Genomic DNA, 25,810 nt, shown 5'->3' with positions numbered 1-25,810 from the left:
TCATGACGGGGTGAGTGAGCCGCACGAGCCCCGATCGCCCGACGACGCGTCCATGAATGGAGCATCGCCGGATTCGGCGGCTTCCGGCGCGCAGGACGCGACCCAGCCACTCACTCGACGTGAGGCCCGCGAGGCCGCAGGTGTTGACGGTGCAGTGGATGCGACGCCAGCCGCTCCGCAGGAACCGGCACCGACCGTCGCCATGAACATGGACGCCCTGATCGGGGCGGAGTCGCGCGTGGGCGACGAGGCCCTCCTGAGCGCAGACCCCACCGGCGCCGCGACGGTCGCCTTCGCCGCTACCGCGGTCGGCGATGACGCGGATGGCACCGCCGCAGCGACGCCGACGGCATCGAAGGCCGGCGCGGCGTCGGCCGGCGGCGGAATCGGCGCGCTCATCGCGAAGCATCCGAATGTCTGGTTATTCTCGGCGCTCGGCGTGGCCTTCGTTCTGCTCGGCGCCGGTGCGGTGTTCGCCGGGTCGACATTCGGCCCGACGCCGGTCGCGGCCGTCCTCGCGTCCCCGAGTCCGACCCCGACCGTGGAGCCACCGCGGCCCGTGCCGTCCGCGACGACCGCGGCGACGAGGCTGCGCACCTGTTCCATCGGGGCACTCGCCGCCGATCCGCGACTCGGTACCTTCGAGGGCAGTGTGCTGAACGCCTCGACCGGTGAGGTGCTGTTCGATCGTTCGGCGGGTACACCTGCACCCACCGCGAGCGTGATGAAGACGCTCATCGCCGCCACCGCGCTTAAGGTGCTTGGGCCCGACTACCGGTTGTCGACCAAGGTCTACGCGGGCAGCGAAGACGGAACCGTCGTGCTCGTCGGCGGGGGTGACCCCACGCTGAGCGCGGGTGGCGGAAGCGTCTATCCCGACCCGCCGCAGTTGAGCGACCTCGCAGCGCAGGTGAAGGGCGCGTACGACAAGCCGATCACCGACATCATCCTCGACGCGACGATGTGGAACAACGGCGACGCCTGGGATCCCAGCTGGCCGGAGACCGAGCGAACCCACGGTTACCAGCCGAGGATCGTGCCGCTCATGGTCGACGGCGACCGCGCCAACCCGCGCGCCCAAGACAGCCCGCGCAGCACCGATCCGGTGATGGCCGCGGGCAAGGCCTTCGCCGCGGCGCTCGGCGTGCCGGACGCGAAGCTGACGCTCGGCTCGGCGATCACGACGAATCCGCAGCTCGGCGAGGTGAAATCGCAGCCGGTGAGATCACTCATCGCCAAGATGCTTCCCGTGTCAGATAACACGCTCGCCGAGATGCTCGCGCGCGTTTCCTCGAAGGTCGCGGGCAAGGATGGCTCGGCCGCCTCGCTCACCGGCGTCGTCACGAGCGCTCTCGCGAGCTACGGCGTCGTCGCCCCGAATCTCGCGATCAAGGACGGATCCGGCGAGAGCAAGAACGATGGTGTTCCGCCGCTCGTCGTGGCCCAGCTCATGGCCAAGGTGCTCGCGGGCGCGGACAACCTCAACATCATCTACGACTCGCTGCCCGTCTCCGGCAAGACGGGAACCCTGGCTGGCCGGTTCACCGGCGCGAACGCCGTGGCCAGGGGAGCGGTGAACGCCAAGACCGGCAGCATCGCCAACGTCTACACGCTCGGCGGCATCGTGCACGCGGCCGACGGAACGTCGCTCGCCTTCGCCTTCTACGCGCTCGGCAACGTGCGCAGCAGCGCGATGGCCGCCATCGACACGGTCACCACCGGCGCATTCAAGTGCGGCGATAACCTGTCCAATAACTGACCACGGCCACCCAGGCGGGAGAACACATGACGCGTGCGTTGTTCATCATCGATGTGCAGAACGACTTCACCGAGGGAGGCGCGCTCGGAGTCGAAGGCGGGTCGCGGGTGGCCGCGGGCATCACGACGCTGCTCGTGCAGCATCCCGAGCGCTACGAGCATGTCTTCGCCTCGCGCGACTGGCACGACGCCGACAGCGACAACGGCGGTCACTTCGCGACGGATGCCGCCCCGGACTTCGTGAGCACCTGGCCGGTTCACTGCGTGGCCGGCACCGTGGGCGCGGAATATCACCCCGCGCTCGACCTCTCGGATGTCGACGTGCACGTGCAGAAGGGGCAGGGCAAGCCCGCCTATTCGATCTTCGAGGGCGTGACGCAGAACGGGCACAGCGTGCTGCGCACCCTGGATGAGCTCGGCATCACCGACATCGACGTCGCCGGAATCGCGACCGACTACTGTGTGCTCGCCTCGGCGCGTGACGCGCTCGCCGCCGGTCGCTCCGTTCGCGTGCTCGAGGATCTCGTCGCGGGCGTTGCCCCGGAGTCGAGCGCCGCGGCCCTGCGCGACCTCGCCGCGGAGGGCGCCGTCGTGGAGCCGAGTACCGCGCCACTTGCTCCCTGAGCTCGTCGGACGCTTCGACGGGCTCGGCGGCCGAACCGGTCAGCTCTCCGCGCGCTCCTCGAGCCCCACGAACATGCTGCGGTGCAGGGTCGAGACGTGCGCTTCGATGATGGCCACGGCATCCACCGGATCGTGGCGTCGAAGCGCGGCGACAAGCTGCGCGTGCTCGCGGTTGACGTCGTGCAGGTACGACATCGGGTAGGGGAGGAAGTAGCGATACAGCTCGTAGAGCACCTCGCCGTACCGGGGCATTGCCCAGTTGAGGCCGCTCGCCCTCGCGACGGCGAGGTGCAGCTTCTCGTCCGCGGCGTGGTACTCGGTCCAGCTCTGCGCGCGGGATGCCTGTTCGACGTAGCCGTCCAGCTCGTCGAGTTGTTCGTCCGTCACCGCGAGGGCCGCATGGTGAGTGAGGGCGCATTCGAGCAGCACGCGGTGGTCGATGAGGGAGTGCACCGTCTGGGTGTCGGCGCGATAGGCGGTGACCGCATCCACGCGTTCCGGGGCGCTGTGCTCGGCCACGAAGGTTCCGCCGCTGCGTCCGCGACGGCGATCCAGCACGCCGTCGTCGGCGAGGCTCTTGAGCGCCCGCCGCGCCGTGATCTCGCTCACTCCGAGCGCTTCGGCGACGTCGGCGTCCGAGGGCAGCTGCTCGGTCGGAACGAGGAGGCCGAACTGGATGGCGAGGGCTATCCGCGCCCGCACCGTCTCCGTCGCGCTGAGCCGGGTGATGCCTGCGACGGCTGGATCAACCAGCGCGGGCAGCACCGGGAAATCGCCTGATTCATCCGCCGCTGTCGCCATGGACCCAAGACTATTCGTTCCACTCTGGACAAATGCGATCAATATGATCTATTTTATTCGTCGTGGACACAGCCGTCCTCAGAAGGAGCGGAAATGCCGCGAAACATTCGTATCGCCGCAGTGCAGGCCCAGCCGCTGCCGATCGGGGCGCCACTCGACGCCTTCGCTGCCGATCTTGATCGGGTACTGGAAGGCAGCGGAGGCGCCACCCTCGTGGTCTACCCCGAACTCCACCTCTTTGGCTCGGAGGAGGAGGCGCCCGACAGGCGCAACGATCTTCTCCGTCGCTCCGCTGCACCGCTCGACGGCCCGCTCGTTGCCGGGCTTGGAGCGATAGCGAGAAACGCGGGTGTGTGGCTCGTCCCCGGTAGCGTGTGCGAACTCGGTCCAGGCGGCGAGCTGTTCAACACCGCCCTGGTCTTCTCGCCCCAGGGCGACCTCGTCGCCAGCTACCGCAAGATCTTTCCCTGGCGGCCCTACGAGCCGTACGATCCGGGCGACCGCTTCGTCGTGTTCGACATCGAGGGCGTCGGCCGCTTCGGGCTCTCGATCTGCTACGACTCCTGGTTTCCCGAGGTCAGCCGGCACCTCGGCTGGATGGGCGCGGAGGCCGTGCTCAACATCGTCAAGACCACGACGCCAGACAGGGCTCAGGAGCTCGTGCTCGCCAGGGCGAACTCCATCGTCAACCAGACCTTCACCGTGAGCGTCAACTGCGCTGGCCCGGTCGGCAAGGGGCAGAGCCTGATCGTCGCACCGGACGGCGCCGTGCTGCGCGAGGTCGCCGATGACCACGCGAGCGTGATCGTCGAAACCATCGACCTGGATGCGGTCAGCCACATCCACGAGCACGGCACAGCCGGCCTCAACCGGATGTGGGACCAGTTCCTCCCCACCGACGCAGCGCTCGAGCTGCCGCTCTACGGCGGCCGCATCGAACCGGCGCGCTGGAACCCCAGCACCTCACACCAACCCAACACAAGCACCGGACAGGACACCTCGAAATGACCGATTCCCCCACGCTCGTTCGCACGCTCGGCCTCCGGTCGCTCGTGCTCTTCGGGCTCGCCTACCTCACCCCGCTCATCGTGCTCGGCATCTTCGGCGTCGTGGCCCAGGCGACCGCCGGCGCGAGCGCATCCGCCTATCTGATCGCGCTCGTCGCGATGATCTTCACCGCGTCGAGCTACGGGCGGATGGCCGCGGCCTACCCGGTCGCCGGCTCCGCCTACACCTACGTGCGGCGTACGGTCGACTCGCGCATCGGGTTCCTGGTGGGCTGGGCGGTGCTGCTCGACTACCTGTTCCTGCCCATGGTGATCTGGCTGATCGGGGCGGCCTACCTCAACGCGCAGTTCCCCGCGGTGCCGAACTGGGTGTGGATCGTCGGCTTCATTGCGATCACGACGGTGCTCAACATCCTCGGCATCAAGGTTGCCGACCGGGCGAACTACCTCCTCATGGCCTTCCAGGTGCTCGTGATCGCGCTGTTCGTCGCGCTGTCCATCGGCTCGGTCGTGTCCAACGACGGTGCGGGCGGACTGTTCAATGCGTCGCCCTTCACCGGGCCCGGCGCGAGCTTCGCGGGCATCTCGGCCGGTGCCGCCATCGCCGCGTACTCGTTCCTCGGCTTCGACGCGGTGACCACGTTCACCGAGGAGACCGTGAACCCGCGAAAGACGATGCCGCGCGCCATCCTCATGATCGCCATCATCGGTGGGGCGATCTTCATCCTCGTGTCGTACACGACGCAGCTCGTGCACCCGGGTGGCGAGTTCAAGGATGTGAACTCGGCCGCGCTCGACATCGCGCTGCACATCGGCGGCAACGTGTTCGGCGCGATCTTCCTCGCGGGTCTTGTGATCGCACAGTTCTCCTCGGGGCTCGCGGCGCAGGCATCCGCATCTCGGCTCCTGTTTGCTATGGGCCGCGACGGAGTGCTGCCGCGCAGGATCTTCGGCGAGATCAGCAAGCGGTTCCGTTCGCCCGTCATCAGCATCGTGATCATCGGCGTTGTCGGGCTGATCGCGATGTTCCTCGACGTGGCGACCTCGACATCGTTCATCAACTTCGGGGCCTTCGTGGCCTTCACGATGGTGAACGTGTCGGTGATCTTCTACTACTTCCGCCAGCGTCGCGAGGGGCGGCACCACAACGTGGTGCTCTATCTGGTCATGCCGATCATCGGCGGAATCGTCACTCTCTACCTGATGACGCAGCTCGACGTGCACGCGCTCACCCTCGGCCTCATCTGGCTCGCGGTGGGCGTGGTCGTGCTCGGCATCGTCACCCGGGGCTTCCGGCGGCAGCCGCCGGAGATCGACTACGTCGAGGCGGATGACGAAGAGATCACGAAGTCGCTGGTGCGCTAGGGCGGGCCTATGATGGCCACGGATGGCGGCATCCGTGGCCATCGAGACGTTCGAAGGGCGGCTGAGCGCGCATGAGACTCGGCCTCGCGCAACTGGACTCTGGCACCGACAAGGCCCGGAATCTCGCAACGATCGAGCGACTGGCGCGCCGCGCGGCGCACGATGGCGCCGAGCTCGTGGCCTTTCCCGAGTACTCGATGTACGAGAAGAAGGTCGTGGATGCGAGCTTCGGACCGGCGTCCGAGCCGCTCGACGGCCCATTCGTCACGGCGTTGGCTGATCTCGCCTCCTCGTTCGGTGTCGCGATCGTGGCCGGGGTGGTCGAGGCGAATCCCGACGGCCGTCGACCGTTCAACACGCTGGTTGCCCTGGATTCCTCGGGGTCGCTGCTCGGCCGCTACCGCAAGATCCACCTCTTCGATTCCTACGGCTTTCGTGAGTCGGAGTCGATCACACCATCGCCATCGCTCGAGCCGATAACGTTCGTCGTCGGTTCGACGACCGTCGGGCTGATGACCTGCTACGACCTGCGCTTCCCCGAACTGGCCCGTGAACTGGCGGACGCGGGAGCGGAGGTGATGCTGGCCTGTTCGTCGTGGGTTCCGGGTGAGGGTAAGGCGGAGCACTGGCGCGTGCTCGCGCAGGCTCGAGCGATCGAGAACTCCTGCTTCGTCGGTGCCGTCTCGCAGGTGCCACCCGTGTCGATCGGACGCAGCCTGCTCGTGGACCCCGCTGGCGGCATCCGCGGGGAGTTGGGCCTGGAGGTCGGCGTGCGCACCTTCGATCTTGATCGCGCTGACGTGGGTGCGGCGCGAGAGCGGGACCCCGCGCTGGAGAACCGGCGCTACTCCATCCGTCGCGGGCGACCGTAGCCCGTTCCTCCGGTTCGCGGCTGTTCCGTTCCTCGCCCCGGCATAACTCAGGCAGGATGCTGCGCATCCGCTTCCTGACGCCGTGTTCACGGCGATCGTCGACGGCGTGCGGGCGTTCTGCCTGAGTTATGCGCGGGCGGGACTCGGATAGCGTGGGGTCTGCCCGATTCCGCGACGAAGAGAGGTGCGGATGCCCGTGATCGAGATCGACACCCTGGACGACCCGCGCCTGGTCGACTTCGCTCACCGCACCGATGTAGCGCTCAAGAAGACCGGTGGCGGCATCTACATCGCCGAGTCCGCGCTCGTGCTGGAACGGGCGTTGCACGCGGGGCACACGCCGCGTTCGGTGCTCGCGCTGGGCGGCACCGTCGATGAGGCTGTCGCCCTCGTCGGCCCGGACGTGCCGGTGTTCTCCGGGCCGGGCGAGTTGCTGGCTGAGCTGACCGGCTACATCCTGCATCGCGGCCTGATCGCGTCGATGGATCGTCCGGCGCTGCCGAGTCCCGAGTCGTTGTTGGCGTCTGCGCGACGCGTCGTCATCCTCGAGAACGTCGCCGATCCCACCAACGTCGGCGCGATCTTCCGCTCGGTCGCGGCCATCGGTGCGGATGCCGTGCTCGTGACGCCGCGCTGCTCAGACCCGTTCTACCGCCGCGCCATTCGAGTGAGCATGGGCACCGTCCTGCAGGTGCCGTGGACGCGCGTGGGGGACTGGCCGTCGACCCGGGACCTGCTGACGACATCCGGTTTTCACATCGCGGCCCTGGCGCTCACGGATGCCGCGGTCGGCCTGCGAGAGTTCGCGGCGACCGCGCCGCCCAGGGTCGCGCTCGTGCTGGGCGCAGAGGGCGAGGGACTCACTCCCGAGGCGCTCGCCGCCGCCGACACCGTGGTGCGCATCCCGATGGCGCACGGCATCGACTCGCTCAACGTCGCGGCGACCGCGGCCGTCGCCATGTGGGCCCTCGCCTAGCCTGTCTCGCGCTGCTCGTGCTCGTGAGCGGGGAGGGGTCAGACCAGAAGCTGGTGCTTCGCGAGTTCGGCGTAGAGCGGCGTGGACTTGACGAGTTCGGAGTGGGTGCCGGTGCCGACGACGCGTCCGTGATCGAGCACCACGATCTGGTCGGAGTCGACCACGGTCGAGAGGCGGTGGGCGATCACGATGAGGGTGCGGTTCTCGGCCACCGCGTCGATCGCCTCGCGCAGCAGCTGTTCGTTGAGTCCGTCGAGCGAGGAGGTCGACTCGTCGAGCAGCAGGATGGGCGGGGCCGCGAGCAGGGCTCTCGCGATCGCGAGGCGTTGGCGTTCGCCGCCCGAGAGCATCACGCCGTCTTCACCGACCGCGGCATCCAGACCCTTCTCGTTGCGCTCGAGCACCTCGGTGAGGTTCACGTCGTGCAGCACCCGGATGCAGTCCTCGTCGCTCGCGTTCGGTGAGGCGAGCAGCAGGTTCTGGCGGATGCTGCCGGCCAGCACGGGTGCGTCCTGCTCCACGTAGCCGATCTGCGATCGCAGCTGCGCGCGATCCATAGACCGGATGTCGACCCCGTCGACCCGCACGACGCCGGCGGTCGGATCGTAGAACCGCTCGATGAGCGCCAGGATCGTGCTCTTGCCCGCTCCCGACGGTCCGACGAGCGCGGTGCGCTGGCCGCGTTCGGCACGGAAGCTCACGCCGTGGAGCACGGTGCGGTCGGCGGTGGGACGTTCACTGAGCTCGTCGAAGGGCGCTTCGACAAGCTCAGCGACCGTGGGCTCAGCGACCGTGGGACGCGCTTCGACAAGCTCAGCGACCGTGAGCTCAGCGACAGCGGCCGGCGGCACCGCCCCATCCGGATACCGGAAGTGCACGTCGTCGAAGCTGATCGCGCCGCTCGAGGCGACCGGTGGCACCGCCTTCGCGGCGGCGGCCGGGTCGCCCTCCGCCTCGCTCGGCAGCTCGATGATTTCCTGGATGCGGCCGAGCGCCCCGAGCGCCGCGTTCACCGAGGTGATCGCGCCGAACGCCTGCCCGAGCGGCAGGATCATGAGGAACAGGAACAGGATGAACGCCACGAGGTTGGCCACGCTGATCGCGCCGCTCGCCACGCGGAATCCACCGACGCCGAGCACCACGAGGAACGAGACCTGCATCGCGATTCCGGCGATCGGCACGACGAGGGCGGAAATCTTCGCGACGCTGATGCCCATCTTCCAGGCGGCCACGGCATCCTGCTGCACAGCCTCAACCTCACGCTCGGTGGCGCCCGCCGCACGGACCGTGCGCACGGCGCTGACCGCCCGCTCGACGGACGCTGCGAGGTCGCCCACGCGCTCCTGCGCCTTGCGGCTGACGACCCGGATGCGCCCGCTCAGCGTCACGACGGTGAACACCGACACAGCGATGACGAGCACCGTGAGCAGCAACAGCACGGGGTCGATGATCGCCATGGCGATGAGTGCGCCGATGAAGGTGAGCGAACCGCCGATCGCCTCGACGAGTCCCTGGGTGAGCACGGCGCGCAGCAGCGTCGTGTCTGAACCCACTCGCGAAACGAGGTCGCCCGTGCGCCGCTGGTCGAACTCGCTGATCGGCAGGTTCAGCATCCGGGAGACGAGGCGTCGGCGGCTCGAGAGCACCACGCCCTCGCCCGTGCGCTGCAACAGATAGTGCTGGTAGCCGCTGATGAGTCCGGATGCCACCACGAGCCCCACGAGCAGCCAGACCAGCCCGCTCAGCGAGTCGCCCTTCTGCACCACCGCGATGACCTGGCTGACGAGCAGTGGTTGGGCGAGCGACGCGATGGCGCCGAGAACGCTGAGGACCACGACCACGGCGAGCACCTTCTTGTGCTCGAGGATGTAGGGCAGCAGCTGGCCGAAGGTCGCGCGAGGGCCGTCATCCTTCCTGCGGCCGAAGGGCGAGCGGGACCTGGACGGGGTGGTGGTGCTCATGAGTTCTTTTCTGGTCGCCGCTCAGCGGCGACCGTACCTTTTGTGGACGGCCTGGCGAGAGACCCCGAGCGCGGTGGCGATCATCTGCCAGCCCATGCCGAGGTTGCGGGCCCTGCGCACGAGCGTAGCCTCGTGACGATCGAGTTCCGTGCGCATTTCGCTGACGGCGTGCAGAGCCTTCAGCGGGTTCTCGTCGCCCGCCTCCGCGCTCAGAGTGTGGAGCGCATCGGACATGATGTCAACCGTAGTTGACAGACGGAGGGGTGTCAACCTGGGTTGACGTCGCTCTAGAAGCCGGCGTGGAAGAAGACCTTGAACACGAAGAGTACGGCGAGGGCAATCGCGCCCAGCGCGCACACGACCAAGAGGATCCTGCTGCCGTTGATGACCATGGTTAGCAGCCTATCGCTCCCCACGGGCGGTCGCCGTCTCGTTCCCAGAGCCTGTCGAAGGGACGCGACCAACGGCCTCAGCGGATCTCGGTGAGGTACGTCACGAATCCTGCCTGCCGCATCGCGGAGCCCACTGACTCGGCCGCACCCGGCTCGGCGATCGCGATCATCGCGCCGCCCCCGCCACCACCGGTGAGCTTCGCGCCGAGCGCGCCGGCCCTCCGGGCGACGCCGACGAGCGCCTCGAGCTCCGGGCTCGATACCTGAAGCGCTCCGAGCAGCCCGTGGTTCATGTTCATGAGCTCGCCGAGTTCGGCGGCATCACCACGACGAAGCGCGTCCGCGCCCGCGAGGGCGAGTTCGTCGATCTGCGAGAAGATCGCCTCGTACCTGGCCGGATGCTTCTCCCGCGCCGCCCGCACGAGCCCCACGGTGTGCGAGGTGAGCGATCGCACGCCGGTGAGCCCGATCACCACGGGAATCGGGCGCGGGGTCACGATGTCCCGGATGTCGGAGGCGGTACCACCGTCGGCATCCGCCCTGCGGTACAGGATCGGGCGACCGAAGGTGGCGACGGTGTTGTCGATGCCGGACGGCGTGCCGTGCACGATCTGTTCGCACTCGAAGGCGAGGTTCGACACCTCCTCGTCGCTGAGGTGAACGTCGAACCCGGCGGCCATCGCGCGGATGATCGCGACGGCCAGCGCGGCCGAGGCGCCGAGCCCGCTCGCTCGAGGCAGGTGCGGGAACACGTCCACGCGCATGCCCGCGCCCCGAAGCCCGAGTCGTTCGGCGATGAGCGCCGCCACCTGCACGGCGAGTTCGGCGCCGATCGGGTCGTAGGCGGCATCCGTGTCCCAGCGGGCGATGACGAGATCGAGGCCAGCGGAACGCTTGGTGACCTCGGCCTGGATCGTGAGCCCGATGGGTGCCGCGATGGCGTGCCTGCCGTACACGACGGAGTGCTCGCCGAGCAGGATGATCTTGCCGTAGCCGAGGCTCGCGCCCGTGTCGGTTCGCACCGGTTCCTGGATCGCCGCGGCGGGCTGAACGGGAATCGCTGCGGTGCGGATCGCGTGGATGGAACCGGTGTCGGCGATGCGCCCCTCGAGCACGTCGAGGATGCGCTTGGCCTTCCACACCTTGACTTCGCCGCTGGCGACGAGCCGGTTCACGACCTCGTCGAAGTGTGCGCCGCTCGCACCGGCGGCGACCGCGACGCTGCGGGCGTGCAGCCGCATGTGTCCCGGCTGGATGCCCTCGGTCGAGAGCGCCTTGAGCGCCCCGAAGTTCTGTGCGAGACCGACGGCCGCCATCACTCTCGCGAGCTCGGCCGCCGTGGACACCTCGAGGATCGAGTAGCTGATGTGCACTGCGGGGTTGGATTCCACCTGGCCGCCGACTATGCCGACCTTGAGGGGAAGCTCGATCTCGCCGACCAGGTTGCCCTCGGCATCCGCGAACCAGCGGGTGAGGGGCGAGTAGGTGCCGGACTGGGCCGCGAAGGCATGTGCTGCGGCCTCGATCGCGCGCCAGTCGTTGCCGGTGGCGATCGCGACGGCGTCAATGCCGTTCATGATGCCCTTGTTGTGCGTGGTCGCGCGGTACGGGTCCATGGCGGCGAACTCGGCGGCGAGCACGATGCCGTCGCGCACCTGCTCGCCCGAGAACTCGCCGGAGGCGAGCCGGTCCACGGGGATGACGCAGCGCGAGCGCACCATCGCGCGGTCGGTGAGGTTGGAGAGGATGCGCAGGAACACGCGACCGCCGGTGATCTCCTCCACGAGTGGCGCAACGGCCTCGCACATCGTGTTCACGAGGTTGGCACCCATGGCGTCGCGACTGTCGACGATGAGGTGCACCACGAGCAGCTCGCCGTTGGCCGCGGTCGCGCCGCGCAGGAAGACTTCGACGTCTTTGGCCCCGCCGCCTCGAGTGACCATATTCGGATGCTGGGCATCCGCGAGTTCGAGAATGTCCTGTTTGCGGGCCAGTAGCGCCGCTCTCGCGGCCTCGGCGTCCTCGAGGTCGACCACCTGGATCTGTCCGATGAGCATGGGCTCGTCCGCCGTGGACTCGAAGCCGCCGGAGCGTCGCACGAGCCTCGCAGCGGAGCTGACGGCGGCGATGATCGAGGGCTCCTCGACCACCATCGGTACGAGGTAGTCCTTCTCGTTGACCTGGAAGTTGAGGCCGAGGCCCAGTGGCATCGAGAAGACGCCGATGACGTTCTCGGTGAGCCGATCCGCGGTGCCAGGGTCGAGGATGTAGGTGCCCGTGGCCAGCGCGCGGTAATCGGTGTCGCTGAGCACACCGCGTTCGTACAGCACGCGCAGTCGCTCTTCGACGCCGAGCTGATAGAAGCGCGGAATGCGGGAGGAGGTCATCGCGCCGTCACGCTCCCGATCTGTGTGTTTGTATCGACGCCGGCCAGCTCGAGACCGCGTTCGCCAAAGGCCAACGGTACGGCCTCGGCACCCGCTTCGGCAAAAGCCGCGACAACCCTTGACGTGACCTCTCCCTCGGGGGTGAAGAGCAGTCCGACGTCGCCGCCGCCCGCTCCGGATGTCTTGAACACCCCGCCGAGGCCGGCGGAGAGCGAGTGCAGGCGCCGGTGGTGTTCGCTCACGATGCCCGCGCCGGCATGCTCGTCGAGCGTCATGAGCGCGTCGAAGTAGTCGGAGGCGAGCCGCAGGAGGTCGCTCGGGGAGTCCAGCGCCGCCTCGGCGCCGCGGGCGAGTTCGCAAAGCGCAGCGATGTCGCGACCGCATCCCGCGGGGTCGGCGGCGCGGTACGCGCTCACTCGAGCGACGAGGTCGGTGGTGCTGCTGCCATCGCCGGTGACGACGACGGTGAGCGTGAGTGCCCTGGGCCATGGGAGGGCGACCGGCGTCGCGCCCTTCGAGTAGCTGATGAGTCCGCCGAAGGTGCTCGTGGCCACGTCGCCGCCGCTGCCCGTTCCGCCCTGGGCGGCGCGATGGGCGCTGAGGGCTCGGGCGAAAATGCTCTCGCGGTCGAGAGGCAGGGAGTGCGCTGCGGAGAGGGCGGCGGTCAGAGCCACGGCAACGGCCGCGCTCGAGCCGAGACCGAGCTTCGCGCCATCCTCGCGGTGGAACGCGGTGCTGTCGATGGTGATGTCGAGGCCCTGCGCGGGTGTGGCGGCTTCAGCGACCACCGTGCGCACAGCCTCGAAGACGCGCAGTCGCTCGAGCTCGCGTTCGCCGAGTCCTCTGGGGAGCGCGCCGCCCGCGCCGAGGGTGAAGCCCTCGCCGCTCAGACCGGGGGTGTGCAGGTGCCAGGCTGCGTCATCCGTCGGCTCGATCGTCACGGTTGCCCGGCGGTCCACCGCGGTCAGCAGCGCGGGTGCGCCGTCGAGCACGGCGTATTCGCCGAGCAGGAAGAGCTTGCCGGGCGCCGAGGCGGTGATCGCCGTCACGCCAGCAGCCTCGCGCCGTCACCGAGGCCACTGACTCGGGTCTCCAGCACACCGGAGATCGCTCGCAGCGCATCCGCCACCGTCGCCGCGTGCTCGGCCAGGCAGAGCGCCTTGAGCTGCGGGCCCGCGTCGATCGTGAAGTAGACCGGGATGCCGCTGCCGCGCAGTTCGCGCACCGCATGGATGCCCGCCACGGTCGCCGCATTCCAGTAGATGAGCGCCGGACGGGTCGACAGCATGAGCGCGTGCAGCTTGAGGCAGCTGTACTCGGTCAGGTCGCCGACTCGCTCGAAGTCGCGGGCCGCAAGGGCCGAACGCATGCCGGCGAGGTCGACCTCCGCCGTCTCGACCCAGGCCGGATAGAACGGCGAGGTGAGCGAACTGCCGCCCATACCGGCGGTGGAATCGATGCTCTTCTGACCGAAGTCGGTGATCGCCACGACCACGCTGAGCGGCCAGTCGGTGGGCGAGAGCAGAGGCTCGGCAAAGGCGTCTTCGCCGTCGTCTCGGATGCCGGCGTGCAGTTCCACGACGCCGCCGAACAGCGAGCGGGCGGCCGAGCCCGAGCCGCGCCTGGCGAGGATCGACAGCTCGAGCTCGTCGAGCCGGAGCCCTGCGGCCGCGCTCGCCGCGACAGCGAGTGCCGCGAATCCGGATGCGGAGGAGGCGAGCCCGGCACCGGTCGGGAAGTCGTTGCTCGACTCCACTCGTGCTCGGGAACTCGTGCCAGCCTGCTCGCGCACGACATCGAGGAATCGGCTCACGCGGGTGGCCTCGGCAGGCGCGCCCGCCAGAAGCAGTTCGTCGCTCGCGAGGCCGTCGTCGAAGCTCACCATGGTCTCGGTCGAGAGGGCATCGAGCGTCACGGAGATCGACCCGACCGCCGGAATGTTCAACGCCGCATCGCGCTTGCCCCAGTACTTGATGAGAGCGATATTGCTGTGCGCACGAGCCGCCGCGGTGCGGCCGTCGCGGAGGGTTTCGTCCACTGCTGCTCCGATCGCGTTCCCCACATTTTAGCGGGGTGGGCCGTACCTGCGGGCTCCTGGCTGGGCATCCGCTGTGTGCGCGCTCACTACCGGCTTTGCTAAAATCGTCTCGCACCTGGGACCCAGTTGCGGCCGAAACACGAACGAGAGTGCGAATACTGGTGCCTGGAATTAGTGGCCTGTCCCTCTACCTGCCTCACTATCGGGTTCGGCTCGAAGACTGGGCCGAATGGAACGACGACTCCTGGGGGCGCGTTCAGGGGGTTGTCGGGCGGTCATTCCGAATGCGCGGCCCTGGCCAGAGCGTCTACACGCTCGCGGCCAACGCGGTGTGGCGCCTGCTGCGCGACTACGACATCGATCCGTCGAGGGTGGGCATGCTCGCGCTCGGCACCGAATCGAGCAGCGACAACTCGGCCGGCGCCATCATCGTCAAGGGCATGATCAACGACGCGCTCGTGGCACAGGGCCGTCCGGAGCTCGCGAGGGACTGCGAGGTTCCCGAGTTCAAGCACGCCTGCCTCGGTGGCGTCTACGGCCTCAAGGCGGCGCTGCGCTACCTCTCCGCCGACGGTGCCGGCCGCCTGGCCATCGTCGTGTGCGCCGACATCGCCGAGTACGCCATCGGCTCGAGCGGAGAACCGACCCAGGGCGCCGGCGCCGTGGCGATGCTCGTCGACGGTGACGCGACGCTGCTCGAGATCGACCTGGCGGCATCCGGAAGTGACTCGGAGTACCGCACGGTCGACTTCCGCAAGCCCTTCGCGCGCTTTCACCAGCCGCCGCGCGACGACGGCCAGATCCAGGACCTGCCGGTCTTCAACGGCCGCTACTCCACGAGTTGCTACATCGACGCCACCCATCACGCGATGGCCGCGATGCTCGACAAGCGCGTCGCCCGCCGCGGCGGCGACTACCGCCAGGTCGACTACTTCGCCGACGTCGACTTCGCCTTCCTCCACCGCCCGTACCACCGGATGCCCGCCACCGGCTGGGTGATGTCGTACCTGTTCGCGCTCGCCGCCGACGATGCCGGTCGGGAACAGCTGCGCGGCTACTGCGTCGAGGCGGGCATCGATGCCGACGCGCTCCTCGCGGAGCTCACGGCACCCTCACCCTTCCGCGGCCACGGTGTCACGATCGGTGAGGACACCGAGGATGTGTTCCCGCTGTCGAAGGCGCTGCGCCAGTACCTGCGCAAGACCGAGGTGTGGACGTCGCTCGTCGACGGCAAGCTCGGGCTCGGCTCGGAGGCCATGCGCGACCTCGGCAACCTCTACACGGCGGCACTGCCGGCCTGGATCGCATCGGGGCTCCGCCAGGCCGCGGATGACGACCTCGACATCGCGGGCCAGGAATGGCTCGCACTCGGCTACGGCAGCGGCGACGCCGCGGAGGCGCTGCCCATGCGCGTGGGCCAAAACTGGAAGGATGCCGCCTCGCGCATCAACTTCGCGGCGGCGCTCGAGGGTCCGACGGATCTCACCGAGGCGCAGTACCTCGCGCTGCACGAGGGACGCACCTCGGAGGTCGAGGCCGTTCCCGTGCACGGCGAGTTCGTGGTGGACCACGTCGGTCGCCAGGACGGGCCGGACTTCCACGACCTCGGCATCGAGTACTACCGCTTCGCGGAGTAGCGCGTTCTTTCGTTCCCTGAGCTTGTCGAAGGGATGCGGCACGCGTTTCAGCGGCGTGCGGGTGTTTCGTCGGTCGAGCAGGTGTCGATACGCGTGCTCGTACCGCGCTCGCTACTCAACCGGCGGGGTGTTTCGACCTGCGGTTAGGCGCGCAGCGACTGCAGCAGCCGCGCCGTCGCCAGCGCCGCCTCAGCGGCCTCGGCGCCCTTGTCTTCCTTCGAGCCAGGAAGGCCCGCGCGATCCAGCCCCTGCTGCTCGTCGTCGAGGGTGAGCACGCCGAAGCCGACCGGCTTGCCCGTGTCGAGCGCGACGCGCACGAGTCCGTCGGTCGCTGCGTTGGAGACGAAATCGAAGTGTGGGGTGCCGCCACGGATGATCACGCCGAGGGCGACCACCGCATCCGCCCCGCGTTCTAGCGCGGCCTTGCTCACGATCGGCAGCTCGAAGCTGCCGGGAACGCGGAGCACGGTCACCCGAGCGCCCGAGGCGTCGAGCACCCGCTTCGCGCCCGCGAGCAGGCCGTCGCTGATGCGTTCATGCCATGTGCCGGCGACGATCGTGATGCTGAGGCCCGTGCCATCCGTCGTGGTTGTCGGTGCGCCTTCGCCGCTCATAGCTCCTGCTCTCTCTTGGTCTGTTCGTAGCTGTCCAGAGCCAGCGCCACGCGACCGGCCGCAACCGCCTCGTCGAGCGCAACGTCGTCGGGCAGGAGGTGCCCCATCCGGTCTCGCTTGGCCTCGAGGTAGCGCTCATTCAGCGTACCCACGCCGACGACGAGCGGCACCTGTTCGAGCACCGTGATGCCGCGGTCGCGCAGCTGGCGCAACTTCTCGGGGTTGTTCGTGATCACGCGGGCCTCGGAGATGCCGAGGTCGTCCAGGATCGCCACCGCTGCGCTGTAATCGCGTCCGTCCACCGGAAACCCGAGCGCGGTGTTCGCGTCGATGGTGTCGAGGCCGCGTTCCTGCAGCTGGTAGGCCTTGAGCTTGTTGATGAGGCCGATGCCGCGACCCTCATGGCCGCGCATGTAGATCACCACGCCGCCCTCGCGCTGGATCTCGTCGAGAGCCGCATCCAGCTGGGGCCCGCACTCGCACTTGAGCGAGCCGAAGACCTCGCCCGTGAGGCACTCGGAGTGAACCCGGATGAGCGCCCCATTCGCAGGCTCACCGGCGATGATCGCGAGGTGGTCGGCCCCGGTCATCCGGTCGCGGTACGCCCGAAAGCGGAACTCGCCGTGCACTGTGGGCACGGTCGTCTCGACCTCGAAGATCACGCGCGAGGTCTCCTGGATGTCCACGGCCGCCGGCACCTCCGCGTCGCCGTGCCGCTCGTTCAGAAACTGGATCAGCGCCTCGATCGTGATCACAAGCACGCCCTCGCGCTCACCGAACCTGATCAGTGCGGGCAGGCGCATCATCTCTCCGTCGTCCTCGACGATCTCCGAGATCGCGCCCACGGGCACGAGCCCCGCGAGCTTCATGAGGTCGACGGCGGCTTCAGTGTGGCCGTCCCGTTCGCGCACGCCACCGTCCACCGCGCGAAGCGGCAGGATGTGGCCGGGGCGGTGCAGGCTCGCCGGCACCGACTCCGGGTCGGCGAGCACGCGCAGGGTGTGCGCGCGATCGGCGGCGCTGATGCCGGTGCTGAGTCGGTCCGCCGCGTCCACCGAGATCGTGTAGTTCGTGCCGCGCGGGTCCTCATTATTCGCGACCATCACGGGCAGCTCGAGTCGGTCGGCGAGCCGGTGCGGCATCGGCGCGCAGATGTAGCCGGAGGTGTGGCGCACCATCCACGCCATCCACTCCTGGCTCGCGAGCTGGGCGCTGATGATGACGTCGCCCTCGTTCTCGCGGCTCTCGTTGTCGACGACGATCACGGGCCTGCCCTTGCGCAGTTCGGCGAGTGCCTCGGGGATGCTGGCGAGACTCATTGCTCGCTCCTTTCGTTGGCGCTCCGCGACCGTGTCTGCTCGGCCGACTGGATCGCGAGCATGCGCTCCACCTGGCGCGCGAGGATGTCCGTCTCGATGTTCACGGCGTCGCCCACGGCAGCGGCGCCGAGCGTGGTGGCACTGAGGGTCTCGGGAATCAGCGATACCTCGAACCAGGCGGATGCGGCATCCGGCTCACTCACGGCACTCACGGTGAGCGAGACACCGTCCACCGCGATCGATCCCTTGCGGGCCACGAGGCCCGCGAGCTCCTCGTCAAGGCTGAATCGAAGCACGCGCCAGGCACTCCCCTCGGCGATGGAGAGCAGGGTGCTGGTGCCGTCGATGTGACCCTGCACGATGTGGCCGCCGAGGCGGTCGCCGAGCGCTGCGGCGCGCTCCAGGTTGACGCGGTCGCCGGGTGCCGGCGTCTTCAGGGTGCTCATGGCGATCGTTTCGCCCATGACATCCGCGGTGAACCAGTCGGGCCCCTGGTCGACGACCGTGAGGCAGACGCCGCTCACCGAGATCGAGTCGCCATGCGACGCATCGGATGCGGCGAGCGGTGCACGCACCGTGAGGCGGGCCGCGTCGCCCGACAGCTGCCAGTCGACCACCTCGCCGAGTTCTTCGATGATTCCGGTGAACATGGTTACTTCTCCTCTTGCAGGGTATTGCTGGTGCTCGCGGGCGAGCTGGCTTCGGGCCGTGCGACGATCCGTACGTCCTCGCCGATGCGATCGATGGACTGGATTCTCAGGCGCCTGGCGTCGGCAATCGTGGCGACCCCGACATCCGTGAGCGCCGCGCGGTCGCCGCCGAGCAGTGCGGGCGCGAGGTACACGAGGTACTCGTCGACGAGGCCTGCGGCCACAAAAGCGCTCGCGAGAGTGGGGCCGCCCTCGACGAAGACGTGACGGATGTCGCGAGCGAACAGTCGCTCGAGCACGGCACGCAGATCCCGGCTTCCAGTCACGATGACCGGTTCGGGGTGGTCGAACAGCCGCGCGTTCCGTGGCAGCTCGCGCTCACCGATCACGACGGGGGTCGGCTGGTGCGGCAGCAACTCGCCGGCATCGTCGCGCGCGGTGAGCGAGGGGTCATCGGCGAGCACGGTGCCGGTGCCGATAACGATCGCATCGGCGGCAGCACGTCGCGCGTGCACGTCTCGGCGCGCTTCGGAGCCGGTGATCCACTGGCTGGTGCCGTCCGCCGCGGCGACGCGGCCATCAAGGCTGGATGCCCACTTGAGGGTCACGTAGGGGCGGCCGAGTCGGGTTGCGGCGAGCCAGGGGTGCATAACCTCAGACACCTCGTCGGCCAGCACGCCGCCCTCCACCTCGACCCCCGCGGCGCGCAGCCGTTCGGCGCCGCCGCTCGCCCGAGGATTCGGATCACTGACGGCGTATGCGACCTGCGCGACGCCCGCCGCGATGAGCGCTTCGCTGCACGGGCCGGTGCGCCCGGTGTGATTGCAGGGTTCGAGGGTGACGACGGCGATCGCGCCGCGTGCCGCACCGGGAGCGAGCTTCGAGAGCGCATCGACCTCGGCGTGCGCGGTGCCTGCGCCCCGGTGCCACCCCTCGGCGAGGATTGTGCCGTCGGGCGACAGGATCACGCAGCCGACCTGCGGGTTGACTCCGTAGACGGGTCCGCGGCCGGCGAGGTTGAGGGCGTAGCGCATCGCCGACTCGACGCGAGGGCGCGGCGTTCCGCTGAGGCCGGCAGTCATGCCTGCGTCGGTCATCCGGTTCCTCCGTCCCTAATCGAGACGAACTCCGGGGGGAACGTGCACCACGTCGGGTGCGCGAACCCGCGGAACCGGTGCCAGAGGCGCCACTTCCGCGCGTGCTTCCTTCCATCCGGACTGAGAGACCTTGCGATCTCATAACCGTCGGTGCCGGAATTTCACCGGCTCAACCACACCCTGGCTTTCGTCAGGATGCGGGTCGCGGACTATCACCGCCGGTTCGGATTTTCACCGACCCCGGAGCACGTTCTTGCCTTACGAGTGTATCAACGCGCCATGGCCCGCAGTATTCCGCCGTCACACAAGTGGTCGCGGCGGCTCATCTGACGGCGCAAGAGCACTCGTGGCGGGAACCCTCTTCCCTCTCTCTTTTCGTAACTCAGGCAATCTGAGCCAGCAACCCCGTCCCGCGCAGCACACTCGCTCGTCATCCCCTCCCCCCGCCGTTGCGTAACTCAGGCAGATGGTCGCGAGACGCAGGAACACCCGCGCATGTCACCTGCATGCCCTCTCGCACCACCGCGAATTGCAGGAGTTATGCCGCGGATGCTGCCTTCGGCACGCGCGACCCGCCACGTCGACCTCGCGACGCTTCGCGTCACGTGCAGGAGTTATGCACAAGAAGCACTCGCCCGGATGTCTCCACAGATCTCCGAGACGACCCCAGCTGGGTGCGCGACGGCCTCCACACTCGTGCGATGGACGTGAACCGCGCCTTCCCAATGGGCACCCGCATCACAACTCGACGACAGCTACTGCGTCGCGGCATGACGCCCGCTGACCTCACCGTCGCCGTTCGATCCGGCCAGCTTCTTCGAGCGAGGCGTGATCGCTACGCGCTGCCCGACACCGAGCGCGCCATCCTGGAAGCTGTGCGCATCGGCGGCCTGGTCACGTGCATCTCCGCCGCCGATCTGTACGGCATCTGGGTACCCGACCAACCGTTCACTCACGTGGCGATGGCGCGCGAGGCATCGAGAATGCGCAGCCCCCACGACCGATTCGTCCGCCTCACTGTGGACAATCGCGACGGCTGCGAACTCCATTGGTCGCCACTCATCGAGCCCGCCACCGCGCGCCTTCACAGCGTCGGCCGTGCCGACTCGCTGGCCCACATCATCCGGTGTCAGCCGCGCGTGGTCGCTGTTGCGGCTCTCGACAGCGCACTCCACGAGAGGGTGATTTCGCCCGCAGATCTTGACCGCATTTTTGCCGCAGTCCCGGCGAAATACGCGGCGTTGCGGGATGAGATCGACTCTCGATGCATGTCCGGCATCGAAACCATCGTGCGGCTCCTCTGCCTCGACGCCGGTGTGCGCTGCGTTCCGCAGGTGCACTTTCCCGGCATCGGCACCGTCGACTTCGTGCTCGAAGGGTGCGTCGTGGTCGAGACGGATGGTCACAAGGGCCACGCATCCGACAGCGACCAGAAGCGCGACTACGATCGCGACGCGGCGCTTGCTGCGCGCGGCTACATCGTTCTGCGCTTCAACTATCGGCAGGTCATGTTCCAGTCAGAGGTCGTCATGGCCGCCATCCGCGGTGCGCTCCGCTCGCACCGCGCAGCCCACTGAACGCTTGTCGGCATCCCCCACGGACTTCACACGGGCGTTGTCACAATTCAGGCAATTCGCGCGCACTGCGCGCGCCGATACCCGTGATCACTGCGGTCAAGCAGGATCGCACCGCGTATTGCCTGAGTTATGCAGGGAGCGGCCCGCTCAGGCGCGCACGCCGATGGCGGCGGGCAGTTCCTCGAGCGTGCGGATGATCGGCACGCCAGACACGCGCGCCGCCATGATCTCGGTGATGGTTGCGCTTCCACGACGGTCGAGCCAGACGCCGATGAGGCCGGCTCCCGCGGCGCCGATGGCGTCCGTGCGCAGCCGGTCCCCGACGTACGCGGCCTGCGAAGGCTCCACTCCGAAGCGGCGACAGGCGTCTCCGAAGATGCGGGCATCCGGCTTGGCGTAGCCGAGCTCGCCCGAGGTGATCACGTGCTCAAACAGCGGCACGAGGCCGAGGCGCTCGATCTTGCTCGTCTGAAAAGCGAGGTCACCGTTCGTGATGATGCCCATGCGCACGCCTGCGGCCGCGAGCGTGTTCAGGCATCCGAGGGCGTCGCCGTGCAGCATCCACGCCTTGACGTACTCGCGAAAATATGCGTCGAACCACGCGTCGGCCTCGTGATCCTCGAGCGATAGTCCGTGCGGCTCGGCGAAGCCCCGGGCGCGTGCCCGGCGCTGGTCGGCGTAGGTCAGTTCGCCCGTGAGGTAGCGGTGGTAATGCGTCTCCTCGAGCTGGTGCCAGCGATGGGCGGCCGCGTGTTCGTCTTCGTCGGCGTAGGAGTCACCGAGTGCGGCGCGATAGTTTCCGATGGCCGTGGTCACGGCGCTGCGGTGCGCGAAGAGCGTGTCATCCAGGTCGAACAGCACCACGGAAAGAGCTGGTGTTTCGCGCGAAAAAGCGGCTGGGGTGTCGACTACGGACGTCATGGCGGGAATCTCCTGCGTTTTCGGATAACGCGGGTGGGGACTGTGAGGGTAAGCGAGCTCGGGTGGAGCGGGGTTGAGCGCCTCCGATCGTATGCCCTCGAAGGCATTCCGCAACCGATTTCCGCGGCGCGCTCCCGTTTGGGGGCGCAGCGCTCCCGATCAGCGGTTTCGCTCCGCCACACTCAGTGGAGCGCGAAGCAGTGCTCGAAGATCGTCGCGATGCCACCGCGGCCGGTTGGTCGAGGTGAAGCCTCGAGAACGATGGGCCGGATCACCGCACGCGCGGCAGCAGGCCCATGCGGTCGTAGACCTTCGCGAGGGTCACGTTCGCGATCTCGGCCGCGCGATCGGCGTTGCCCGCCAGCATCCGATCGAGTTCGGCCGGGTCGTCGAGCAGTTCCTGCACGCGAGCACGGATGGGGGAGAAGGTCTCGACGACCACCTCGGCGAGATCCTTCTTGAGGTCACCGTAGCCGTGACCCTCGTACTCGCGCTCGAGCTCCGCGATGCTCTTGCCCGCCATCACCGAGTAGATCGTGAGCAGGTTGGAGACGCCCGGCTTGGTCGCTCGGTCGAAGCGCACCTCGCGGTCGTCATCTGTCACCGCCGACTTGATCTTCTTGAGCGTGAGCTTCGGGTCGTCGAGCAGCCACACGATGCCCGACTCGGATGCCGCGGACTTGCTCATCTTGTTTGACGGTTCCTGCAGGTCGTAGATGCGCGCGGTCTCCTTGAGGATCATCGCCTCGGGAATCACGAAGGTCTCGCCGTAGCGCGAATTGAACCGGTTGGCGAGGTCGCGCGTGAGCTCGACGTGCTGTCGCTGGTCGTCGCCCACGGGCACGGCCACGGCGTCATAGAGCAGGATGTCGGCTGCCATAAGAATGGGATAGGCGAACAGCCCGACCGAGGTCGAGTCGGCACCCTGCTTCTGCGACTTGTCTTTGAACTGGGTCATCCGGCTTGCTTCGCCGAAGCCGGTGATCGTGTTGAGCACCCAGGCAAGCTCTGGATGCGCGGCCACGTGAGACTGCACGAACAGGGTCGAGGCGGTCGGGTCGATTCCCGCGGCGATGTACTGCGCGGCGGTGCGCCTCGTGTTCTGACGCAGCGACTCAGGATCCTGCGGCAGGGTGAGAGCGTGCAGGTCGACGATGCAGAAGATCGCGTCGTGGGTGGACTGCAGCTCCTTCCACTGCATGAGCGCGCCGATGTAGTTGCCCGCGTGAAGCGAGTTGGCGGAGGGCTGCATGCCCGAGAACAGGCGCGGTTTCGAACTCATACAACAATTCTTCCAGTAAAAGTAAACCCCAACCGGCGGTCGTGGTTGATCACCGGACTTCCAGCACCTGTTTTTGGTGGATGGGCGGAGCGGCGGGGGTGTGGTGGGCCTCTATGGGCGGAGCCGCTGCGCCCATTCGCCAAAAATCCACGCGATTACACCAGGTAGTCGACAACCACCGGCGCGTGATCCGACCAACGGGCCTCGTGCGACTCCGCCCGATCGATCGTGTAGTTCTGCACGGTCGCGGCGAGGGCGGGAGCGGCCACGTGGTAGTCGAGTCGCCATCCGGTGTCGGTGTCGAAGGCACGTCCGCGCTGGCTCCACCAGGTGTAGGGGCCCTCGACCTCGCCGGCCCACTTGCGGCCGACGTCGACCCAGCCGAGGCCAGCGCCATCGTTGTAGTCCTCTTCGTCTTCCGCGCCGAAGAAGCGGTCGAAGTATGCGCGCTCCTGCGGCAGGAATCCCGCGTTCTTGACATTGCCGCGCCAGTTCTTGATGTCGAGCGTGCGGTGGCCCACGTTCAGGTCGCCCACGACCAGGGAGAGCTCGTTGTGCGCCCGCAGTTCCGGCAGGCGCTCGGTCATCGCGTCGAGGAACTTGTACTTCTCGACCTGCTTCGGGGTGTCCACCATGCCGGAGTGCACGTAGGTGCTCACGACGGTGACGAGCGCGTCGCCCACCTCGTAGTCGGCCTCGAGCCAACGGCCGGCGCTGTCGAAGTCGTCCGCGCCGAAGGTGACGCGGTGGATGCTCGCCTTGTTGCGGCTCGCGAGCGCGACACCAGCGCGACCCTTGGCGGTCGCGGCGTCGTGCAGGATGTCCCACTCGGGGCCGAGCAGATTCTCGAGATCCTCGGTGGCCGCTCGAACCTCCTGAATGGCGAGGATGTCGACGTTGCGCGCATCGAGCCAGTCGCCCATTCCCTTGCGGTAGGCGGCGCGCACGCCGTTCGTGTTGACAGAGGCGATTCGCAGCTTGGGCATGCCCTTAATCCTAGGGAGCACCGCCGTCATCCGGTGCTCGCGTAACGCTCGGGCGAGGAGCCGCGCGGCACCCTAGGCTGTGCGCATGGCGGAGAGCGAGTGGATCGAGCACCGCCGCGGTCGTGATGGCGAACTGCTCGGCTGGATCGCGCCGGAGGGCGACGGCTTCGTCGTCATCGACCTGCTGGGGCGCAGGCGCTCGGATGCTGTGGACTGGTTCACCGCGGAGGCCACGCTCGAGGACCTCGGCATCGGCTATCTCGCCGACCCCTACGAGCTGCGGCTGGACGATGGCCGTTGGCTGCGCGTGCGGCTCACCGAGGTGTCGCCGGAGGGCATCCGGGTGAAGCAGGACGACTGGGGTGCGATCGACCTGCCTCAGGTCAACTTTTCGCTACCGTTCCCGATGCCGGAGAACCTGCGGGTCTACGCCTCAAGACGCTGAGTGACCCCTGTGCGGATGCCGTCGGAACAGCCTCACGAACCATGGCCGTTTGCGAGCCGCGGCCTCGGCATCCGCCTGTGCCTCGGCCAGGTCTGCGCGCTCCCGTTCCAGCCGCGCCGCCTCCGCCACCGGATCGAGCACAATGTCGCGGTCCGCGACGCTCTCCGCGATCCAGGCACCCGACAGGAGGATCACCTGGCAGATGAAGTTGAACCAGATGAGCAGTCCGATGATCACGGCGAAGGATGCGAGCAGCGGGTTCTTGCTCGCCCCTCCGAGCAGCGAACTTCCGAGCACCTTCAGCACACCGAGGCCGACGGCACCGATGAGCGAACCGACCAGCAGTTGCTTGAGCGGGATCGCGAGCCCCGAGAGAAGGCGGAACAGCGCCGCGAGCACGGCCGTGTCGAGAATGAGCATGAGGAGCAGGCCGACTACGCGTCCGACGATCTCGGCGGCAACGGAATGCTGGTCGATGCCGAGCAGGTCAAACGCGGCGCCGAGCGCCTGCGTGCTGAAGATGGAGAGCGTGGCGGAGACGATCAGGGCGACACCGAAGGCGATCGCAAGACCGAGATCCTTGAGCTTCAGCAGCAGGAAGTTGAGCTTCTCGCCCGGTAGCTCGAACATCACCCGTACGGCGTCACGGCACGACGCCAGCCAGCCGAGCGCCGTGAACAGCAGGCCGACGAGCGCGATGGCGCCGGTCCAGCTGAGGGTGCGCGCCTCGAGCAGGTCGTGCGGGTTGATCGCACCCTTGCTCCCGCCGCTGTCGAACAGGCCCGGCACGTAGGTGCCGATCATGTCAAAGACGGCGTTCTGCAGGTCGGGCTGCGACCGCAGCACCAGACCGACGACGGCGAAACCCACCCACAGTCCCGCGAAGACGGCGAAGATCGACTGATACGACAGCCCGGCCGCAAGCAGCGGCCCCCGCTTGCCGGTGTAGAGCGTGAAGACGCGCACCGGCTTCAGCGACTGCACCCATGCGATGAGCGCGGTGATCCTGGCTGTGATCCCCTGCTTGTCCGCCATTTTTCCAGCCTAACCGGGCACTCCGATTCGGCGGGAGCGGTAGCGGAACCGCGAGCCAGGTGTTAG

Annotated in this window: 23 protein-coding genes and 1 riboswitch; of the genes, 9 read left to right on the top strand and 14 right to left on the bottom strand. The window is 68.0% G+C overall.

Translation table 11 applies throughout. The features are described from left to right. Positions 1-10 precede the first annotated feature (10 nt). A complete protein-coding gene (locus ABUA37_RS12615) occupies positions 11-1,759 on the top strand; it encodes a D-alanyl-D-alanine carboxypeptidase/D-alanyl-D-alanine-endopeptidase (RefSeq protein ID WP_349899559.1) in 1,749 nt (582 codons plus the stop codon). A 26-nt stretch (positions 1,760-1,785) separates the two neighbouring features. Further along, positions 1,786-2,382, top strand: coding sequence for an isochorismatase family protein (locus ABUA37_RS12610; RefSeq protein ID WP_349899558.1), 597 nt, complete (start codon positions 1,786-1,788; stop codon positions 2,380-2,382). Between the two features lie 39 nt (positions 2,383-2,421). Here the strand turns inward: ABUA37_RS12610 and ABUA37_RS12605 are convergent, their stop codons facing one another. Continuing rightward, positions 2,422-3,183, bottom strand: coding sequence for a FadR/GntR family transcriptional regulator (locus tag ABUA37_RS12605; protein WP_349899557.1), 762 nt, complete (start codon positions 3,181-3,183; stop codon positions 2,422-2,424). A 93-nt stretch (positions 3,184-3,276) separates the two neighbouring features. Between ABUA37_RS12605 and ABUA37_RS12600 the strand changes: the two genes are divergently transcribed. From ABUA37_RS12600 to ABUA37_RS12585, 4 genes are all read left to right on the top strand, one after another. Beyond that, on the top strand, positions 3,277-4,191 hold the full coding sequence (locus ABUA37_RS12600; RefSeq protein WP_349899556.1) for a carbon-nitrogen hydrolase family protein: 915 nt from the start codon (positions 3,277-3,279) through the stop codon (positions 4,189-4,191). Continuing rightward, on the top strand, positions 4,188-5,555 hold the full coding sequence (locus tag ABUA37_RS12595) for an APC family permease (RefSeq protein ID WP_349899555.1): 1,368 nt from the start codon (positions 4,188-4,190) through the stop codon (positions 5,553-5,555). Before ABUA37_RS12600 ends, ABUA37_RS12595 begins: the two co-directional genes overlap by 4 nt. A 71-nt stretch (positions 5,556-5,626) precedes the next feature. Next, positions 5,627-6,427 (top strand): carbon-nitrogen hydrolase family protein, encoded by an 801-nt coding sequence (locus tag ABUA37_RS12590; RefSeq protein ID WP_349899554.1) that lies wholly within the window; start codon positions 5,627-5,629, stop codon positions 6,425-6,427. 190 nt (positions 6,428-6,617) lie between these two features. Further along, a complete protein-coding gene (locus tag ABUA37_RS12585; protein WP_349899553.1) occupies positions 6,618-7,403 on the top strand; it encodes a TrmH family RNA methyltransferase in 786 nt (261 codons plus the stop codon). 38 nt (positions 7,404-7,441) lie between these two features. Here ABUA37_RS12585 and ABUA37_RS12580 read toward each other — a convergent pair whose 3' ends face one another. From ABUA37_RS12580 to mvaD, 5 genes are all read right to left on the bottom strand, one after another. Further along, positions 7,442-9,364: an ABC transporter ATP-binding protein gene (locus tag ABUA37_RS12580; RefSeq protein ID WP_349899552.1), complete on the bottom strand. Its 1,923-nt coding sequence runs from the start codon at positions 9,362-9,364 to the stop codon at positions 7,442-7,444. Positions 9,365-9,385: 21 nt separating this feature from the next. Continuing rightward, positions 9,386-9,598 (bottom strand): hypothetical protein, encoded by a 213-nt coding sequence (locus ABUA37_RS12575; protein WP_349899551.1) that lies wholly within the window; start codon positions 9,596-9,598, stop codon positions 9,386-9,388. Between the two features lie 235 nt (positions 9,599-9,833). Then, complete coding sequence (locus ABUA37_RS12570) at positions 9,834-12,143, bottom strand: hydroxymethylglutaryl-CoA reductase, degradative (protein ID WP_349899550.1); 2,310 nt, start codon at positions 12,141-12,143, stop codon at positions 9,834-9,836. Continuing rightward, entirely contained in the window at positions 12,140-13,192 is a 1,053-nt protein-coding gene (locus ABUA37_RS12565; protein WP_349899549.1) for a mevalonate kinase family protein, read from the bottom strand. Before ABUA37_RS12565 ends, ABUA37_RS12570 begins: the two co-directional genes overlap by 4 nt. After that, a complete protein-coding gene (mvaD, locus tag ABUA37_RS12560) occupies positions 13,189-14,181 on the bottom strand; it encodes a diphosphomevalonate decarboxylase (RefSeq protein WP_349899548.1) in 993 nt (330 codons plus the stop codon). Before mvaD ends, ABUA37_RS12565 begins: the two co-directional genes overlap by 4 nt. Positions 14,182-14,342: 161 nt before the next feature. On the opposite strand from mvaD, the gene ABUA37_RS12555 reads away from it, so the two are divergent. Then, complete coding sequence (locus tag ABUA37_RS12555) at positions 14,343-15,818, top strand: hydroxymethylglutaryl-CoA synthase (protein ID WP_349899547.1); 1,476 nt, start codon at positions 14,343-14,345, stop codon at positions 15,816-15,818. Positions 15,819-15,961: 143 nt separating this feature from the next. On the opposite strand, the gene ribH is transcribed toward ABUA37_RS12555, so the two are convergent. From ribH to ribD, 4 genes are read right to left on the bottom strand one after another with little or no spacing between them, the layout of a single operon-like run. Continuing rightward, a complete protein-coding gene (gene ribH, locus ABUA37_RS12550; protein WP_349899546.1) occupies positions 15,962-16,432 on the bottom strand; it encodes a 6,7-dimethyl-8-ribityllumazine synthase in 471 nt (156 codons plus the stop codon). Continuing rightward, entirely contained in the window at positions 16,429-17,751 is a 1,323-nt protein-coding gene (ribA, locus tag ABUA37_RS12545; RefSeq protein WP_349899545.1) for a GTP cyclohydrolase II, read from the bottom strand. The genes ribH and ribA overlap by 4 nt, the downstream gene beginning before the upstream one ends. After that, complete coding sequence (locus ABUA37_RS12540; RefSeq protein WP_349899544.1) at positions 17,748-18,401, bottom strand: riboflavin synthase; 654 nt, start codon at positions 18,399-18,401, stop codon at positions 17,748-17,750. Before ABUA37_RS12540 ends, ribA begins: the two co-directional genes overlap by 4 nt. 2 nt (positions 18,402-18,403) lie before the next feature. After that, a complete protein-coding gene (gene ribD / locus ABUA37_RS12535) occupies positions 18,404-19,498 on the bottom strand; it encodes a bifunctional diaminohydroxyphosphoribosylaminopyrimidine deaminase/5-amino-6-(5-phosphoribosylamino)uracil reductase RibD (RefSeq protein ID WP_349899543.1) in 1,095 nt (364 codons plus the stop codon). A 98-nt stretch (positions 19,499-19,596) separates the two neighbouring features. Further along, positions 19,597-19,750, bottom strand: a riboswitch (FMN riboswitch). Between the two features lie 449 nt (positions 19,751-20,199). Between ribD and ABUA37_RS12530 the strand changes: the two genes are divergently transcribed. Continuing rightward, on the top strand, positions 20,200-21,075 hold the full coding sequence (locus tag ABUA37_RS12530) for an endonuclease domain-containing protein (RefSeq protein ID WP_349899542.1): 876 nt from the start codon (positions 20,200-20,202) through the stop codon (positions 21,073-21,075). Between the two features lie 147 nt (positions 21,076-21,222). On the opposite strand, the gene ABUA37_RS12525 is transcribed toward ABUA37_RS12530, so the two are convergent. From ABUA37_RS12525 to ABUA37_RS12515, 3 genes are all read right to left on the bottom strand, one after another. Next, positions 21,223-21,996 carry an HAD family hydrolase gene (locus ABUA37_RS12525; protein ID WP_349899541.1) on the bottom strand — a complete coding sequence of 258 codons (774 nt, stop codon included), beginning with the start codon at positions 21,994-21,996 and terminating at the stop codon, positions 21,223-21,225. A 271-nt stretch (positions 21,997-22,267) separates the two neighbouring features. Next, positions 22,268-23,278 (bottom strand): tryptophan--tRNA ligase, encoded by a 1,011-nt coding sequence (gene trpS, locus ABUA37_RS12520; RefSeq protein WP_349899540.1) that lies wholly within the window; start codon positions 23,276-23,278, stop codon positions 22,268-22,270. A gap of 155 nt (positions 23,279-23,433) precedes the next feature. Further along, complete coding sequence (locus tag ABUA37_RS12515; RefSeq protein WP_349899539.1) at positions 23,434-24,264, bottom strand: exodeoxyribonuclease III; 831 nt, start codon at positions 24,262-24,264, stop codon at positions 23,434-23,436. An 85-nt stretch (positions 24,265-24,349) separates the two neighbouring features. Here ABUA37_RS12515 and ABUA37_RS12510 point away from each other — a divergent pair, with 85 nt between their 5' ends. Beyond that, positions 24,350-24,709 (top strand): hypothetical protein, encoded by a 360-nt coding sequence (locus ABUA37_RS12510; protein WP_349899538.1) that lies wholly within the window; start codon positions 24,350-24,352, stop codon positions 24,707-24,709. On the opposite strand, the gene ABUA37_RS12505 is transcribed toward ABUA37_RS12510, so the two are convergent. Next, positions 24,698-25,744, bottom strand: coding sequence for a YihY/virulence factor BrkB family protein (locus ABUA37_RS12505; RefSeq protein ID WP_349899537.1), 1,047 nt, complete (start codon positions 25,742-25,744; stop codon positions 24,698-24,700). The genes ABUA37_RS12510 and ABUA37_RS12505 overlap by 12 nt on opposite strands. Between the last annotated feature and the right edge of the window lie 66 nt (positions 25,745-25,810).

This window comes from Parafrigoribacterium soli, assembly GCF_040227235.1.
Taxonomy (GTDB): domain Bacteria; phylum Actinomycetota; class Actinomycetes; order Actinomycetales; family Microbacteriaceae; genus Parafrigoribacterium_A; species Parafrigoribacterium_A soli.
This window is presented reverse-complemented; position numbering and strand designations above follow the sequence as displayed.